Origin of the sequence: Sporichthya sp. (genome assembly GCF_013815995.1) — a bacterium.
Classification (GTDB): domain Bacteria; phylum Actinomycetota; class Actinomycetes; order Sporichthyales; family Sporichthyaceae; genus Sporichthya.
On sequence record NZ_JACDFE010000092.1, the window covers coordinates 1 to 15,742 of the forward strand.

Here is a 15,742-nt window from a genome sequence, read left to right on the forward strand (position 1 = left end):
GGCCAAGCCCGCGGAGCCGCCCGCGGCACCCGCGGCCCCGGCGTCCAGGGGCTCCGGCGGCAAGCTGCTGGTCGGACAGGGTGAGGCCGCCTGGACCCCCAAGGAGCTGAAGGAGGTCCGCACCGAACTGGGCGCGGACGTCCACCGGTTGAAGGCGGAGATCGCCGTCGCCCAGGCCGAGCGCGACGCGCTGCTGCGCGACTACGGCGACGGCTCGGGGGAGGACCAGGCGGATGCCGGGACCAAGACTCTGGAGCGCGAGCAGGAGATGTCGTTGGTCAACAACGCCATCGACATGCTCGAACAGGACGAGCGCGCGCTGTCCCGCCTCGACGACGGCACCTATGGCCAGTGCGAGTCCTGCGGCGACCCGATCGGCAAGGCGCGCCTGCAGGCGTTCCCCCGGGCCACCCTCTGCCTGTCCTGCAAGCAACGGGACGAGCGTCGGTAGTAGCGCTTCGTGATCATGGTCGCCCTCTGTGCTACCCCGCAGTAGCGTAGAACGGCTTACCAGAACGTGAGAAAGAGGACATTTCGGCCCGGCCTCAAGCGTGAGACCCTGCTGCGATGTCCGAGACCGTGCTCGACCCGGGGCCGGTCCAGGAGCTGCTCGGCGGTCACGCAGCGTCACCGCGACTGGGTCCGATGCCGTCACCTGTCACGGCCCGCGCCCGGCACGCCGCCCCGGTCTACGTGCCCCCGGTCGCGATCCGGCGCCACCGGCTCACGCTGCTGGTCGGGGTCGGGGCGCTCACCTACCTCCTCGACCTCGTCACCAAGATCGCGGTTGTCGCGCTGTTGCAGGAGGACGACCCGGTCCAGGTCGACGGCACCGGCATCTCGCTGCGCCTGATCCGTAACCCCGGAGCCGCCTTCGGCCTGGGCGTCGACCTCACGGCGCTGTTCACCGCGATCACCCTTTTGGTGGTGGCGGCGATCCTGACCAGCTCCCGCCGCCTCGGCAGCAGGCGGTGGGCCCTCACCCTCGGTCTGTTGCTGGGTGGTGCGCTCGGCAACCTCACCGACCGGCTGGCCCGCTCGCCGGGATTCCTGTCCGGTCATGTCGTCGACTTCGTCGAGATCCCGGGCTGGCCGATCTTCAACGTCGCCGACCTGTCGATCTGCGTGGCCGGCGCGATGATGGTCGCGCTCGCGATCCGCAACATCCCGCTCGACGGGCGCCGGCCCCGCCGCTTCTGAATCACCTCTGAACGCCTCTCCTGAGTCGTCGCGCCGGACCAGCGGGCCCGGCGGAGCTCGTGGCGCCGGCACATTGCCCGTGCGCTGCCCCTCCCGGCAGGATCGGTCCCGCCTGGACCTCACCGCGGAGACGGACGACATGACGCCCACCAGCACGCTGCAGAACCGCACGTACCGTCTGCGCCGCCGCCCCGTCACCGACCTGTCCGACGGAGCCCTGGAGTTCGCCACCGAGGCGCTCGAGGTCGACCTGGCCGAGGGCGAGGTCCTGCTGCGCAACCTGTATCTGTCGCTGGACCCGACCAACCGGATCTGGGCGAGTGACTACCGCGGCTACATGCCGCCTGTGCCGCTCGACGACGTCATGCGCGGGGTGTGCATGGCCGAGGTGCTGGAGTCCCGTCGCGAGGATCTCCCGGTCGGCGCGAAGGTGGTCTCCTCCAGTGGTTGGCAGGACTACTGCGTCGCCTCCGACGAGTCGCTGGGGATTCCGATCGCGGCCCTGCCCGACCCGGTCCCGGCCCCGCTCTCGACCTTCGTCGGCGTGCTCGGGCACAACGGCGCGACCGCGTACATCGGCTTCGAGCTCGGCCCGGTCAAGGCGGGGGAGACCGTCGTGGTCTCCGGCGCAGCCGGGGCGACCGGCTCGGTCGCCGGCCAGATCGCCAAGGCCCGCGGCGCCCGGGTGGTCGGCATCGCGGGCGGCCCGGCCAAGTGCGAACACGTGGTCAAGCACCTGGGCTTCGACGCCTGCGTGGACTACAAGGCCGACGACTGGCGCGACCAGCTCGACCACGCCACCCCGGACGGTATCGACGTCGACTTCGAGAACGTCGGCGGCGAGATCATGGACCACGTCCTGAGCCGGCTCAACATCGGCGCCCGGGTCCTGCTCTGCGGGATGATCAGCCAGTACAACGACTACGGCCACAAGGAACTGCCCGGCCAGCACCAGATCGCGCAGATCCTGATGCAGCGCGCCACCATGGCGGGCTTCCTCGTCCTCGACCATGCGGAGCTCTTCGAGCCGGCCGCGATGTACCTGGTCGGACTCATGATGGAGGGCAAGCTCGTCTACGACGAGACCGTGGTCGACGGGCTGGAGAACGCGGTCGCGGCCTACGACCAGCTCTACAGCGGCGGCAACCTCGGCAAGCTCGTGGTGAAGGTCGCCGACCCCTCGACCTGAGCGTGCTCCACACTGGAGCCCGTGACCGACCTGCGTGCGATGCCGGTACCGGACGGCCTCGCTGGTGAGCGGGTCGACGCCGGCCTGGCCCGGCTGTTCGGAATGTCCCGGACCCGGGTGGCCGAGCTCGCCGCCAGCGGCCATGTCCGGGTCGACGGTGCCGAGGCCGGCAAGTCCGACCGGCTGATCGCCGGAGCCTGGCTGGAGGTCGAGCTTCCGTCGGTCGAGCCGGCCGGTGTCGCGGTGGTCGCCGAGCCGGTGCCCGGGATGAAGGTGCTGCACGACGACGAGCACCTGGTGGTCGTCGACAAGCCGGTGGGCGTGGCCGCGCACCCCAGCCCGGGCTGGACCGGTCCGACCGTGATCGGCGGGCTCGCCGCCGCCGGCTTCCGGATCTCCACCTCGGGGGCCGCCGAGCGGGCCGGGATCGTGCACCGCCTCGACGTCGGGACCAGCGGCCTGATGGTGGTGGCCAAGTCCGAGCGGGCGTACACCCTGCTCAAGCGCGCCTTCAAGGAGCGCACGGTCACGAAGATCTACCACGCGCTGGTGCAAGGACACCCGGACCCGAGTCGCGGCACCGTGGATGCGCCGATCGGCCGGCACCCGGTGCACGACTACAAGTGGGCCGTGGTCGCCGAGGAGTCCGGTGGCAAGGCCAGCGTCACGCACTACGACACCCTGGAGGCGTTCCGGGCGGCGAGCCTGCTGACCATCCGGCTGGAGACCGGGCGCACCCACCAGATTCGCGTGCACATGTCCGCGATGCGTCACCCTTGCGCGGGTGACCTCACCTATGGGGCTGACCCCAAGCTGGCCGAGCGTCTGGGGCTGACGCGGCAGTGGCTGCACGCCGTGTCCCTGGGCTTCGAGCACCCGGACACCGGCGGGCAGGTCGAGTTCAGCAGCACCTACCCGGACGATCTCGCTCGCGCCCTGCAGATCGTCGCCGAGGGCTGACCCGGAACGTTCTCCACAGGCCCGAACCGGTCGCCGGTGCGTTGTCGGTGCCCGCCGCCACCATGACCGCTCCCACCGACTTCGACGGTGGGCAACGAGTGCTGGAGGGTGTCATGGACCTGACGTACCTGAGCGACGTCGACGCGGGCCGCAGGGCAGCGATGGCAGTGCCGTCATCGCGATTGCCGGGCGACTGGCCGGCGGACCCCGATCAGATTTTCGAGCTGCCGCGGTACTGGCGCGAAGCGCCGGAGTTGCCCGCCGATCTCCGTGAGCACGGCTCGATCTCCCGGGAGCACCTGTGGGACCTGGCGGCCCAGGCCGACCGGGGCGTCCGGAGCTGGACGGAGGTGATGATCGCGAGCTTCGCCTGGGGCTACGTCAACGCGCCCTACGGTCCGTTCCGACTGCGGCGGATCCTGACCGACACCGCGAACGAGCCCTGCCTGGAGAGCAGCCTGCGGGCAGCCGCCGACCGAGCATTGGACGACGCCGTCGGCGCCTACCACCTGCTCCGCACTCCGCCGCCGGACGGCGGCGTCCGGCTGAGGTGGTACGGCCCGGCCTTCTTCACCCGGTTCCTCTTCGCCGCGAGCGGGGTCGGCGGGTCGGCGTGCATCCTCGATCAGGGGCGCGCCGACGCCGTGCGCCGGCTGACCGACGACTCGACGCTGCTGCGGGGAGCCGACTGGTCGACCGAGGAGTACGCCTTTTACCTGGGCTTCGTCGACGGGCTCTGCTTCCACAAGATCGGCCGGCAGTCCGCCTGACCACCGCGCCGGCGGATCTTGATGTGGCGCCCCTCGTGCCTCATCTCTCCCGTCCGCGCGGCGATGCGCGGGCGGGGGACCGTGGCGTCGGAAACTGTCGGTGGCGACCCTTAGGCTGGGCGTCGATTCAGGGGAGGCACAGCGGTGAGTTCGGCGGGCATGAGCGACTCCTTCGTTCACCTGCACGTGCACACCGAGTACTCCATGCTCGACGGCGCGGCGCGCCTCGACGACCTGTTCCGCGGCTGCCAGGAAATGGGTATGCCGGCGCTGGCGATGACCGACCACGGCAACGTCTTCGGCGCCTACGACTTCGTGAAGAAGGCCAACGAGGCCGGCATCAAGCCGATCGTCGGCATGGAGGCCTATCTCACCCCCGGCACGCACCGCGGCGATCGCTCCCGGGTTCGCTGGGCGGACGGCGGCGAGGACGACGTCTCGGGCTCGGGTGCTTACACCCACATGACGCTGCTCGCGACCACGACCGAGTCGATGCACAACCTGTTCCGGATCTCGTCCCGGGCGAGCCTCGAGGGCTTCTTCTACAAGCCGCGTGCGGACCGCGAACTGCTCAACGCCTACGGCAAGGGCCTGATCGCGACGACCGGGTGCCCGTCGGGGGAGATCCAGACCTGGCTGCGGATCGGGGACTACGAGAAGGCGAAGGCCTCCGCCGGAGAGTTCCAGGACATCTTCGGCAAGGAGAACTTCTTCTGCGAGCTGATGGACCACGGCATCGGCATCGAGAAGCGCGCGCACGACGGGCTGATGCGCCTGGCCAAGGACATGAACCTGCCGTTGCTCGCAACCAACGACCTGCACTACGCAGCGGCCGGCGACGCCGGCGCGCACGAGGTGCTGCTGTGCGTGCAGTCGGGCAAGACCCTCGCTGACCCGAACCGCTTCAAGTTCGACGCGCAGGATTTCTACCTCAAGAGCCCGGCCGAGATGCGCGACCTCTGGCAGGGCCGGTACGGGCTGCGGGAGGCGTGCGACAACACGCTGCTGATCGCCGAGCGCTGCCAGATGGACTTCAGCACGCGCAACCTCATGCCGCGCTTCCCGGTGCCCGAGGGCGAGACCGAGGAGACCTGGCTGCGCAAGGAGGTCGAGCGCGGGCTGGCCCTGCGCTTCGACGGCCAGGTGCCGCAGACGCACGTCGATCAGGCGGCCTACGAGGTCGACATGATCATCAAGATGGGGTTCCCCGGGTACTTCCTGGTCACCGCGGACCTCGTCCAGTACGCGAAGGACAACAAGATCCGCGTCGGCCCGGGCCGTGGCAGCGCGGCCGGCGCGCTGATCGCCTACGCGATGGGAATCACCGAACTCGATCCGCTCAAGCACGGCCTGATCTTCGAGCGCTTCCTCAACCCCGAGCGCGTGTCGATGCCCGACATCGACATGGACTTCGACGAACGCCGCCGCGGCGACATGATCCGTTACGCCACCGAGAAGTACGGCGAAGAGCGGGTCGCGCAGATCATCACCTACGGCACCATCAAGGCGAAGGCCGCAGTCAAGGACGCCTCCCGGGTGCTGGGGTACCCGTTCGCGATGGGCGATCGGATCACCAAGGCGATGCCGCCGGCGGTGATGGGCAAGGACATCTCGCTCGCAGGCATCTTCGACCCCGGCGACAAACGCTACAGCGAGGCCGGGGAGTTCCGCGCGCTCTACGACTCCGACCCGGACGTGAAGAAGGTCGTCGACACCGCGAAGGGCCTGGAGGGCCTCAAGCGGCAGTGGGGGGTGCACGCGGCCGGCGTGATCCTGTCCAGCGAGCCGCTGCTCGACGTCATCCCGATCCAGCGCCGCGAGCAGGACGGCGCGATCATCACGCAGTTCGACATGAACGCCTGCGAGTCCCTCGGTCTGCTGAAGATGGACTTCCTCGGGCTGCGCAACCTCACGGTCCTGGACGACTGCCTGCTCAACATCGAGTCCAACCGGGCCGAGACGATCGTCCTGGAGAACCTGGAACTGACGGACCGTAAGGCGTACGAGCTGCTGGCCCGCGGCGACACCCTCGGGGTGTTCCAGCTCGACGGTGGACCGATGCGCGCGCTGCTGCGTTCGATGATCCCGGACAACTTCGAGGACATCTCCGCCGTCCTCGCGCTGTACCGGCCGGGGCCGATGGGCGCGAACGCGCACAACGACTACGCCGACCGCAAGAACGGCCGCAAGCCGGTGGTGCCGATCCACCCCGAGCTCGAGGAACCGCTCTCCGAGATCCTGGGCGACACCTACGGGTTGATCGTGTACCAGGAACAGGTCATGGCGATCGCCCAGAAGCTCGCGGGCTACTCGCTCGGCGCCGCCGACCTACTGCGCCGCGCGATGGGCAAGAAGAAGAAGGAGATCCTCGACAAGGAGTACGTCCCGTTCTCGGGCGGGATGAAGGCCAACGGCTACTCCGAGGCCGCGATCAAGACGCTGTGGGACATCCTCGTCCCGTTCTCCGATTACGCGTTCAACAAGGCACACACCGCGGGCTACGGTCTGGTCTCGTACTGGACGGCGTTCCTCAAGGCGAACTACCCGGCCGAGTACATGGCCGCGCTGCTCACCTCGGTCAAGGACGACAAGGACAAGTCGGCGCTGTACCTCAACGAGTGCCGCCGGATGGGCATCAAGGTGCTGCCGCCGGATGTGAACTTCTCCGACGCGAACTACACCCCGCGCGGACAGGACATCCGCTACGGCCTGACGGCGATCCGCAACGTCGGCGCCAACGTGGTCATCGGGATCGTGGCCGCCCGCGAGGAGCTGAGCCACTTCACCGACTTCGGTGACTTCCTGCGGAAGGTACCGGCGCCGGTCTGCAACAAGAAGACGGTCGAGTCGCTGATCAAGGGCGGCGCCTTCGACTCCCTCGGGCACACCCGCCGTGGCCTCATCCACGCGCATGAGCGCGCCATCGACGCGATCATCGACGTCAAGCGCAACGAGGCGATCGGACAGGACTCACTCTTCGGCTCGTTCGATGACGACGGCGGCGCAGGCGATTCGAGCTTCGAGGTCGAGATCCCGACCGGGGAGTGGGAGAAGTCGGCGCTGCTCGCCTACGAGCGGGAGATGCTCGGCCTCTACGTCTCCGACCACCCGCTGCTCGGCATCGAGAACGTGCTCTCCGCGGCTGCCGACTGCCCGATCACGGTGCTGACTTCGAGTGAGGACCGAGCCGACGGTTCGACGGTCACCATCGCCGGGCTGATCACCGGGCTCGCGCGCAAGGTCACCAAGAAGGGCGACACCTGGGCGATCGCCACCCTCGAGGACCTCGGCGGCGCGATCGAGTGCATGTTCTTCCCCGGTACCTATCAGCAGTTCGGCACGGTCCTGTCAACGGACACTGTCGTCGCCATCAAGGGCCGGCTGCGCCGCAACGAGGACGAGGTCTCGTTGATGGCCTCGGACCTGACCATCCTCGACACCAACAAGTCCAACTCCGGGCCGGTGGTAGTGCGCCTGCCCGCGATGCGCTGCACGCCGCCGCTGGTCGAACGACTCAAGTCCGTGCTCGCCGATCACCCGGGTCAGACCGAGGTGCACCTGCAACTCGACGCCCGCGCCCGCACGATCGTCATGCGCCTTGAGCGGGGCCCGTTCGTCGCGCCGTCACCCGCGCTCTTCGGCGACCTGAAGGCCCTCCTCGGGCCGTCCTGTCTCGGCTGACGCCGTCACGAGTGCGTCGCCCTCGCGGGGGCGCTCGCTGTGCTCGAGGTGGGGGAGGATCCGGTCGAGCCAGCGTGGGCACCACCAGTTCGCGCGACCCGCGAGCTGCATGAACGCCGGTACCAGGCACGCGCGCATGATCGTGGCGTCGATCAGGACGGCGACGGCGAGGCCGAAACCGAGCTGTTTGATCTCGGGCGCCGGACAGATCATGAAGGCACCGAAGATCGCGATCATGATCAGCGCGGCCGAGGTGATGACGCCGCCGGTCTTGGCCAGACCGAGAGCGACGGCCTCGGTGTTGCTGCCGGTGCGCTGGTACTCCTCCCGGATGCGGGTGACCAGGAAGACCTCGTAGTCCATCGAGAGTCCGAACAGCACGACGAACAACGTCAGCGGCAGCCACGCCTGCAGATAACCGGGCGATTCGAAGTCGAGCAGGGTTTCGCCGTGGCCCTCCTGGAAGACCAGGACCGTCAAGCCCATGGCGGCCGCGATCGAGAGCAGGTTCATGATCACGGCCTTGAGCGCGAGCACCGGGCTCCGCAGCATGATCAGCAGCAGCAGGAAGCACAGCGCCAGGGTCAGGATCACGATCAGCGGAGTCTGGTCGAGCACCTTGTCCGCGTAATCGACGCTGCGCGCGGTGGTGCCGCCGACGTCGGCATCGGCCGCCGAGCCCAGCTCTTCGTCGAGTCGCACCCGGGTGTCCTTGACGACGTCCTCGGCGTCCTTGGAGTCATCGGGCACCGTCAGGTTGCCGGTGACCAGGTAGGAGTCGGCGGAGAGTTCCTGCAGGGCGATCCCGGTCAGGCGCTCATCGTCGGAGAGCACCCGCTCGGCGATCACCGCGTTGTCCCGGTTGCCGCTGACAGCCACCTCGACGCGGCCGAGAGTGATCGCGGGAAACGCACCTTCCAGGGTCTTGAGGGTGACCACGGAGGGCTCGTCCTCATACGCCCGCACGTTGAGGTCGATGCCCTGCTTGACGTCGAGCAAGGGCGCGGCGGCGCAGATCAGCAGAGCGGTGCCCACCACGAGCACGGCGGCCGCGTTCTTCATCACCAGGCGGGCCAGGGCGGCCCAGCGGGTCGAGGCACCGCCGTCGGCGAAGCCACGCGCGCGCATCCGCTTGAGCCGGACGTTCAACGCCCGGTCGCCCATCCGCACCAGCAGCGCGGGCAGCAGGATCAGCGCCATCGCGACACTGCCGGCCACCCCGAGCAGGCAGGCCAGGGCGTACTTGCTCAGCGTCGGAACGTCGACCAGCGCCATCGGCAGCAGCGCGACCATGACGGTCATCCCGGAGAAGGCGACGGTCCGGCCGGCGGTCGCCATCGTGACCGCCATGGCGGCCTCGGCGTCGCCGCGGGTGCGTTCCTCGCGGTAGCGCCGCACGATCAGCAGGGCGTAATCGATGCCGACCGCGATGCCGAGCATTACGACGCCGTTCTCGGCGAAGATGTCGAACTCGGTCCACAGGCTGGCCGCGCCGAGGATGCCGAGCGCGACGGTCGCGCCGGCGAGCCCGACCAGCACGGGGAGGCCCGCGGCGAGGATCGAGCCGAGGGTGAGGAACAGGATCAGCATGGCCAGCGGCAGGCCGATCGCCTCGGCGAGGGCCAGGCCCTCTTCCTCGGAGTGCAGCAGGTCGACGAAGAACGGGCTTTCCCCGCTCAGGCCAACGGCGACGTCGGGGCCGCCGAGTGCCGAGGCGTCGAGCGCGGTGAGGTCGAGCTTGAGTTCCTCGGACGTCTTCTGGCGTTCGCCGGCGTTCCCGGAGAGCAGCACGCTGCGGTACTCGACCGACCCGTCCTCGGAAACCGCGCCGCCGACCTCGGCCGACGGAATGGAGGCGACCCCGTCGTTCGCCTCGACCACGCGCAGGGCCTCGTCCATGGCGCGCCGGAAGGTCGGGTCGCTCGCGGTGCGGCTCTCGGAGGAGACCACGACCAGCACGGCCTCCTGCGCACCGAGCGCCTGCTCGACAGCGGCGGTCGCGCGGGCGGACTCGGAGCCGGGGGTGTCGTAGCCGATGCCGAGCAGGCGGGCCAGGAAGATCGGGGTCAGCGCGGCGAAGGCGACGAGCGCGGCGACGGTGGTCCACATGACGCGGCGGGGCTTGCGCCCGACGTAGCCGCCCCACTCGGCCAGACCGCGGCGCCTGCGCTTGGCCGCCGGCAGCTTTGCGGATGGCACTGCCGGGGTGGGCAGCCAGGGGCCCGGGTCGCCGGGACCGGGCTGCTCGGTGACGGTCATCGCCGCTGGTCTCCCTCGTCATTGAGTGGACGTGAAATCTGTAGCACGTCGATCCACAACAGCTCCACAAGCGGGGTACAGGCGTTCAGCAAAGGGCAGGCAGTGAAACGCATGGCCCCGCGTGGGTGAATGCGCCACGCAGGCGGCAAGGGATACTGACTCCCGTGGGGACCCGGGCGAGACTGTCACCGCGCCCGGAGGGACGCGTCGCGTCGCGCCTGCTCGCCCAGTTCCGGCCGGCGGTCCTGGCCGCCGGGCTGACCCTGCTCGCGGCCCCCTACGTCGGGATCGTCTGGGAGAGGATCTCGCCGGCGCCCACCTACGTGAACCTCGCCGGCGAGGTCTACCTGGACAACCAGGACAGCTCGGAGTTCATCGCGGCCGACGGCTGGTTCCTGATCATCGGGCTGCTGCTCGGCATCGCCAGCGCCGCGGTGGCCTACTGGCGCTGGCGCGGGGACCTGGGAGTCATCGCGGCCATGTCCGGCGCCTCGGTGCTGGCCTCGCTGATCGCGCGCGAGGTGGGCGAGGCCTTCGGGCCCGCGCCGATCCAGCAGACGGCGCTCACCCTCGCCGACGGGGAGACGATCCCGGGCTCGGTCACCCTGGCCTCCGACGGGATCCTGTTCGCCTGGGCGGTCGGGATCCTGCTCACCTATCTGTCGCTGATCGGTGGTCTGGAGCGGTCCCGGGCGGCCGAAGAAGACGACCACGGACAGCCGAACTGGTCCGAAGCCGGCTGGGACCCCAGCCGCGAGAATCCGAACGGCACCCACCCGGACGTCGGGGACGTCGCCTCAGTTGGGGCTGCCGGCCTCGCGGGCGATGTCGGCGCCGGGCAACGACGGCAGGTGGGTGAGCATGACCCGCTCGCGACGGAGAAGGGCGAGCTCGGCCCGTAGCCGGGCCGCGACGTCCGGGGCCTCCAGCAGGTCCTGCTTGTCCTGGCGGTCGAGCACCATCGCGGCCGCGACCAGATAGGACAACACCGGCGGTTCGATCGGCAACGGGCCCCGCACCCGGGGCGCCTGACCCTGCAGGCTCAGCAGTTGGTCCCGATAGGCCAGGTACTGCGGGGCCACCGAGGCAGCCAGAACGGCCGCAGCCTGCTCGGCCTCGGGATCCTCGGAATCCTCGTCCAGATACTCGACCTCGCCGACCAGGTACGGAGCGGAGTCGACGTCCAGCTTGAGGAGCCGGAACCGCTGCGCGCCGGTGGTCACCAGATCGAACCGGCCGTCGGGCAGCGCCTCGACCCGGCGGATCTCTGCGGTGCAGCCGACGTCATGGAGTTCGCGGATCCCGTCCGCGCCGACTTCGCGGCCCTGCCGGATCGCGATCACCCCGAACGCGGGCGCCCCGTCCTCGGGTTGTTCGCCGGTCTGGCCGCCGGTCAGATCGCGGACCAGGGCCCGGTAGCGCTCCTCGAAGATGTGCAGCGGCAGCAGCAGGCCGGGGTACAGCACGGTGCCGAGCGGGAAAAGCGGCATCCGGACGGTCATGCGCGAAGCGTAGCGACCGGGGCATTCCGGACCCCGCCGTAGAATCACAAGCGTGCTTCCTGTCCTTGACCTGCGCGGATCTGCGCTGACGACCGCCACGCTGCGGGGCGTGCTGCCCCGGGCGGCGGTCGACGTCGCGTCCACGCTGGAGACGATCCGGCCGATCTGCGAGGACGTGCGCGAGCGCGGCTCGGCCGCCCTGCTGGACCTCGCCGAGCGGTTCGACGGGGTGCGCCCGGCTTCGACGCGGGTGCCTGCGGAGGTGCTGGACAAGGCCCTGATCGACCTCGACCCGGCTGTCCGGGCCGCGCTGGAGGAGGCCGCCCGGCGGGCCCGGCTGGTGCACACGGCGCAGCGCCACCCCGACGTCGAGGTCCAGGTCAGCCCCGGGGGCACGGTCACCGAGCGCTGGGTGCCGGTGCGGCGGGTCGGGCTCTACGTGCCGGGCGGGGTGGTCGCTTACCCGTCCAGCGTCGTGATGAACGTCGTGCCGGCCCAGGTGGCCGGGGTGGAGTCGCTCGCGGTCACCTCCCCGCCGCAGCGGGACAACGACGGCTGGCCGCACCCGGTGGTGCTGGCTGCTTGCGCACTGCTGGGCGTCGACGAGGTCTACGCGGTCGGCGGGGCGCAGGCGGTGGCGATGTTCGCCTACGGCACGGACGAGTGCGAACCGGTCGACCTGGTCACCGGTCCGGGCAACATCTACGTCGCCGCCGCCAAGCGCCTGCTCAAGGGGATCATCGGCATCGACGCCGAGGCCGGGCCCACCGAGGTCGGCATCCTGGCCGATGCCGGCGCGAACCCGGTCCACGTCGCCGCCGACCTGATCTCCCAGGCCGAGCACGACGAGAACGCTTCCTGCCTGCTGGTCACAGACTCCCCGGATCTCGTGGATGCGGTGCAGGTCGAGGTGGACCGCCAGCGCGGAATCTCGCTCAACCAGGTGCAGGTCGACGGAGCCCTGGCCAACCAGTCCGCGATCGTGCTCGTCGACGACATGTCCGCCGGGCTCACCGTGGTCGACGAATGGGCCGCCGAGCACCTGGAGATCCTCACCGCCGACGCGGCCGCGCTGGCCCGCCGGGTCCACAACGCCGGTGCGATCTTCGTCGGGGACTTCGCCCCGGTGAGCCTGGGCGACTACCTGGCCGGCTCCAACCACGTCCTGCCCACCGGGGGCACGGCCCGGCACTCCGGCGGCCTGTCGGTGCACTCCTTCCTGCGCAGCGTGCACATCGTCGAGTACGACCGCGCCGCCCTGGCCGAAGTCGCCGATCACATCGACGCCCTCGGCGGGGCGGAGAGCCTGCTCGCCCACGTCAACGCCGTCCGCGTACGTATCCCCAAAGATCCACAGAGCCCGCGCGGTTCGGAGTAGGCGTGGACACCTTCCTTCCGCTGCGCGACGACCTGCGCGGCCGGTCGGCCTACGGCGCGCCGCAACTCGACGTGCCGGTCCGACTGAACACCAACGAGAACCCCTACGGGCCTTCCCCCGCCCTGGCTGCCGACCTGGCCGCAGCCGTGCTCGATGCGGCCGGTGAGCTCAACCGTTACCCGGACCGCGATGCGACCGCGCTTCGGGCCGACCTGGCGGCTTACCTCGAGCACGATCTGACAGGCCAACAGCTGACGGCACAGCAGATCTGGGCGGCCAACGGGTCCAACGAGATCCTGCAGCAGTTGCTGATGGCCTTCGCGGGAGCGGGACGTACCGCGATGGGCTTCGAGCCCTCGTACACGATGCACCGGTTGATCGCGCTGGCCACGCAGACGGCCTGGATCGACGGGTACCGCGAGGACGACTTCTCCCTGGACCACGATCGCGTTCTGGCAGACGTGACGGCCGCTCAGCCCGACGTCGTCTTCCTGACCTCGCCGAACAACCCGACCGGCACGTCGCTCGAGCTCTCGGTGATCGAGGCGGTCTACGACGCGGCGACCGGGATCGTGGTGGTCGACGAGGCCTACGCCGAGTTCGCCCGTGACGGGGTGCCGAGCGCGCTCACGTTGCTGCCGGGTCGGCCGCGGCTGGTGGTCACGCGCACCATGAGCAAGGCCTTCTCGATGGCCGGGCTGCGGGTGGGCTACCTGGCCGCGGACCCTGAACTGGTCGAGTGCCTGCTGCTGGTGCGCCTGCCGTACCACCTGTCCGAGCTCACCCAGGCCGCCGCGCGGGTCGCGATCCGGCACGCGCCGGACCTGCTGCGGACCGTCGGCAAGCTGCGCGAAGAACGGGACCGCCTGGTCCGGGAGCTCACCGCCCTGGGCTGCACGGTCGTCCCGTCGGATGCAAACTTCGTGCTGTTCGGTGGGCTGGGGGATCAGACTGTGACCTGGCAGGGCCTGTTGGATCGCGGAGTACTCATCCGCGACGTGGGTCTGCCGGGCTGGTTGCGGGTCACCGCGGGCACGCCGGAGGAGAACGACGCGTTCCTGGCCGCGTTGGCTGCGGTGCTGAAGGAAGAGCTTCTGAAGGAGAGTCAGGCGTGAGCGAGCGCAGCGAGCGAACCAATGAACACAGTGCAGCGCTGTCAGCACGGGTCGGACGCGTCGAACGCGTCACCAAGGAGTCCAACGTCCTGGTCGAGATCGACCTCGATGGCAGCGGCCGCACCCAGATCACCACCGGCGTCGGCTTCTACGACCACATGCTCTCCCAACTCGGCCGGCACGGTCTGTTCGACCTCACCGTCAAGACCGAGGGCGACCTGCACATCGACCCGCACCACACCGTCGAGGACACCTCGATCGCGCTCGGCACCGCCTTCCGTCAGGCCCTCGGCGACGCCAAGGGCGTGCGCCGGTTCGCCAACGCCCTGGTCCCGCTGGACGAGGCTCTGGCCCGCGTCGCGGTCGACCTGGCCGGTCGCGCTTACCTGGTGCACACCGAGCCCGAGAACCTGGCGCCGATGATCGGGGAGTACGAGACGGCGCTGACCAAGCACATCTGGGAATCGTTCGTGAACGCCGCCCAGATCTGCCTGCACATTGATGTGCTGCGTGGCCGCAACGCCCACCACGTCGCCGAGTGCCAGTTCAAGGGCGTGGCCCGGGCCCTGCGCGACGCCGTCGCGTTCGACCCGCGCGAGACCGGCGTGCCCTCGACCAAGGGCACCCTCTCGGCCGACACCCGGTGAGGGCATCGCTGACGTCCGAGGAAGCGAGCGCTATAGCCCACGCCCGTTCGGACGTCCCGTCATGAAGCCGTCCGTCGTCGTGCTGGATTACGGGTCGGGCAACCTGCGCTCGGCCGAACGGGCCCTGGAACGGGCGGGCGCGAACGTCACCGTCACCGCAGACCGGCGGGCCGCGGAGGAGTGCGACGGACTGGTCGTGCCCGGGGTCGGGGCCTACGAGGCCTGCATGAAGGGGCTGGAGGCGGTGCACGGGCCGACCATCATCGGCCGCCGGCTGTCGGGCGGCCGTTCGGTGCTGGGGATCTGCGTCGGCATGCAGGTGCTCTTCGACTACGGCGTCGAGCACGGCGTGACCACCAGGGGCTGCGCGGAGTGGCCCGGCACCGTGGAGCGCCTGCACGCTCCGGTGCTGCCGCACATGGGCTGGAACACCGTCAGCGCCGCTGCGGGCAGCACGCTCTTCGCCGGGATCGAGTCCGAGCGCTTCTATTTCGTCCACTCCTACGCCGCGCGGACCTGGGACCTGCAGGTCAACGAGCCCTTCCTGCCGCCGCGGGTGACCTGGGCCGAGCACGGCGAGCCGTTCGTGGCCGCGGTGGAGAACCAAGCGCTCTGCGCGACGCAGTTCCACCCCGAAAAATCGGGGGACGCGGGCGCCGCGCTGCTCCGGAACTGGTTGCACACGCTGTAACCAGTTCGAGCGCCGCGGCGCCGCCGCGCTGCGCCCGGACCGGCCGTCAGCGCCCGCGCGGGCGCGGGTTGTAGAGCGTGTCGGAGTGCGTGTCGGAGTGCGGGTCGGAGTGCGTGTCGGAGGCGTCGGTCGCCGCCGTCATCCCGCCCCCGTTCGTCCCAAGGTCACCGTGCCCGGCCCAGGTTAGGGTTACCCGAGCTCGGGGTCGCCCACCGGCCGCCGGGCGGAGGACGTCAGATGGCGGACCGGGAATCGGGGACGGCATCGAGTTTGGAGGCGCACCGAAGGTGAAGGAACGCGCCGCCCGCCGGGCCGAACGCGAACGGGCGGCCGCCGCGCGGGCCGAACAG

13 protein-coding genes are annotated in these 15,742 nt (G+C 70.0%); 11 read left to right on the forward strand and 2 right to left on the reverse strand.

The window, feature by feature from the left end; translation table 11 throughout:
* The 6 genes from H0X00_RS11875 to dnaE all read left to right on the forward strand — a co-directional run.
* On the forward strand, positions 1-451 hold a 451-nt coding region (locus H0X00_RS11875), incomplete at its 5' end, for a TraR/DksA family transcriptional regulator (protein ID WP_293770217.1).
* Positions 452-567: 116 nt separating this feature from the next.
* Positions 568-1,200 carry a signal peptidase II gene (locus H0X00_RS11880; RefSeq protein WP_293770220.1) on the forward strand — a complete coding sequence of 211 codons (633 nt, stop codon included), beginning with the start codon at positions 568-570 and terminating at the stop codon, positions 1,198-1,200.
* Positions 1,201-1,339: 139 nt separating this feature from the next.
* Entirely contained in the window at positions 1,340-2,389 is a 1,050-nt protein-coding gene (locus H0X00_RS11885; RefSeq protein WP_293770222.1) for an NADP-dependent oxidoreductase, read from the forward strand.
* A 12-nt stretch (positions 2,390-2,401) separates the two neighbouring features.
* Complete coding sequence (locus H0X00_RS11890) at positions 2,402-3,349, forward strand: RluA family pseudouridine synthase (protein WP_367186567.1); 948 nt, start codon at positions 2,402-2,404, stop codon at positions 3,347-3,349.
* A 62-nt stretch (positions 3,350-3,411) separates the two neighbouring features.
* Positions 3,412-4,119 carry a hypothetical protein gene (locus tag H0X00_RS11895; protein ID WP_293770227.1) on the forward strand — a complete coding sequence of 236 codons (708 nt, stop codon included), beginning with the start codon at positions 3,412-3,414 and terminating at the stop codon, positions 4,117-4,119.
* A 159-nt stretch (positions 4,120-4,278) separates the two neighbouring features.
* Positions 4,279-7,800, forward strand: a complete 3,522-nt coding sequence (gene dnaE, locus H0X00_RS11900) for a DNA polymerase III subunit alpha (protein WP_293770229.1) — start codon at positions 4,279-4,281, stop codon at positions 7,798-7,800.
* Here the strand turns inward: dnaE and H0X00_RS11905 are convergent.
* Positions 7,744-10,059, reverse strand: coding sequence for an MMPL family transporter (locus tag H0X00_RS11905; protein ID WP_293770231.1), 2,316 nt, complete (start codon positions 10,057-10,059; stop codon positions 7,744-7,746). The two genes, dnaE and H0X00_RS11905, sit on opposite strands and share 57 nt — an antisense overlap.
* A 164-nt stretch (positions 10,060-10,223) precedes the next feature.
* On the opposite strand from H0X00_RS11905, the gene H0X00_RS11910 reads away from it, so the two are divergent.
* Entirely contained in the window at positions 10,224-10,961 is a 738-nt protein-coding gene (locus tag H0X00_RS11910; RefSeq protein WP_293770233.1) for a hypothetical protein, read from the forward strand.
* Here the strand turns inward: H0X00_RS11910 and H0X00_RS11915 are convergent.
* A complete protein-coding gene (locus H0X00_RS11915) occupies positions 10,857-11,561 on the reverse strand; it encodes an LON peptidase substrate-binding domain-containing protein (RefSeq protein ID WP_293770234.1) in 705 nt (234 codons plus the stop codon). The two genes, H0X00_RS11910 and H0X00_RS11915, sit on opposite strands and share 105 nt — an antisense overlap.
* A gap of 52 nt (positions 11,562-11,613) precedes the next feature.
* On the opposite strand from H0X00_RS11915, the gene hisD reads away from it, so the two are divergent.
* The 4 genes from hisD to hisH all read left to right on the forward strand — a co-directional run bounded on the left by hisD (position 11,614) and on the right by hisH (position 15,392).
* On the forward strand, positions 11,614-12,939 hold the full coding sequence (gene hisD / locus H0X00_RS11920) for a histidinol dehydrogenase (RefSeq protein WP_293770236.1): 1,326 nt from the start codon (positions 11,614-11,616) through the stop codon (positions 12,937-12,939).
* Between the two features lie 2 nt (positions 12,940-12,941).
* Positions 12,942-14,054, forward strand: coding sequence for a histidinol-phosphate transaminase (locus H0X00_RS11925; protein ID WP_293770239.1), 1,113 nt, complete (start codon positions 12,942-12,944; stop codon positions 14,052-14,054).
* Between the two features lie 38 nt (positions 14,055-14,092).
* Positions 14,093-14,701, forward strand: coding sequence for an imidazoleglycerol-phosphate dehydratase HisB (gene hisB, locus H0X00_RS11930; RefSeq protein WP_367186568.1), 609 nt, complete (start codon positions 14,093-14,095; stop codon positions 14,699-14,701).
* Between the two features lie 61 nt (positions 14,702-14,762).
* Entirely contained in the window at positions 14,763-15,392 is a 630-nt protein-coding gene (gene hisH, locus H0X00_RS11935) for an imidazole glycerol phosphate synthase subunit HisH (protein ID WP_293770245.1), read from the forward strand.
* Positions 15,393-15,742 lie beyond the last annotated feature (350 nt).

Excerpts from the sequence above, each read along its gene's own strand:
- H0X00_RS11915 (WP_293770234.1), bottom strand. The coding sequence starts at position 11,561 with ATGACCGTCCGGATGCCGCTTTTCCCGCTCGGCACCGTGCTGTACCCC.
- H0X00_RS11880 (WP_293770220.1), top strand. The coding sequence starts at position 568 with ATGTCCGAGACCGTGCTCGACCCGGGGCCGGTCCAGGAGCTGCTCGGC.
- hisH (WP_293770245.1), top strand. The coding sequence starts at position 14,763 with ATGAAGCCGTCCGTCGTCGTGCTGGATTACGGGTCGGGCAACCTGCGC.
- H0X00_RS11905 (WP_293770231.1), bottom strand. The coding sequence starts at position 10,059 with ATGACCGTCACCGAGCAGCCCGGTCCCGGCGACCCGGGCCCCTGGCTG.
- H0X00_RS11885 (WP_293770222.1), top strand. The coding sequence starts at position 1,340 with ATGACGCCCACCAGCACGCTGCAGAACCGCACGTACCGTCTGCGCCGC.
- dnaE (WP_293770229.1), top strand. The coding sequence starts at position 4,279 with ATGAGCGACTCCTTCGTTCACCTGCACGTGCACACCGAGTACTCCATG.
- H0X00_RS11895 (WP_293770227.1), top strand. The coding sequence starts at position 3,412 with ATGACCGCTCCCACCGACTTCGACGGTGGGCAACGAGTGCTGGAGGGT.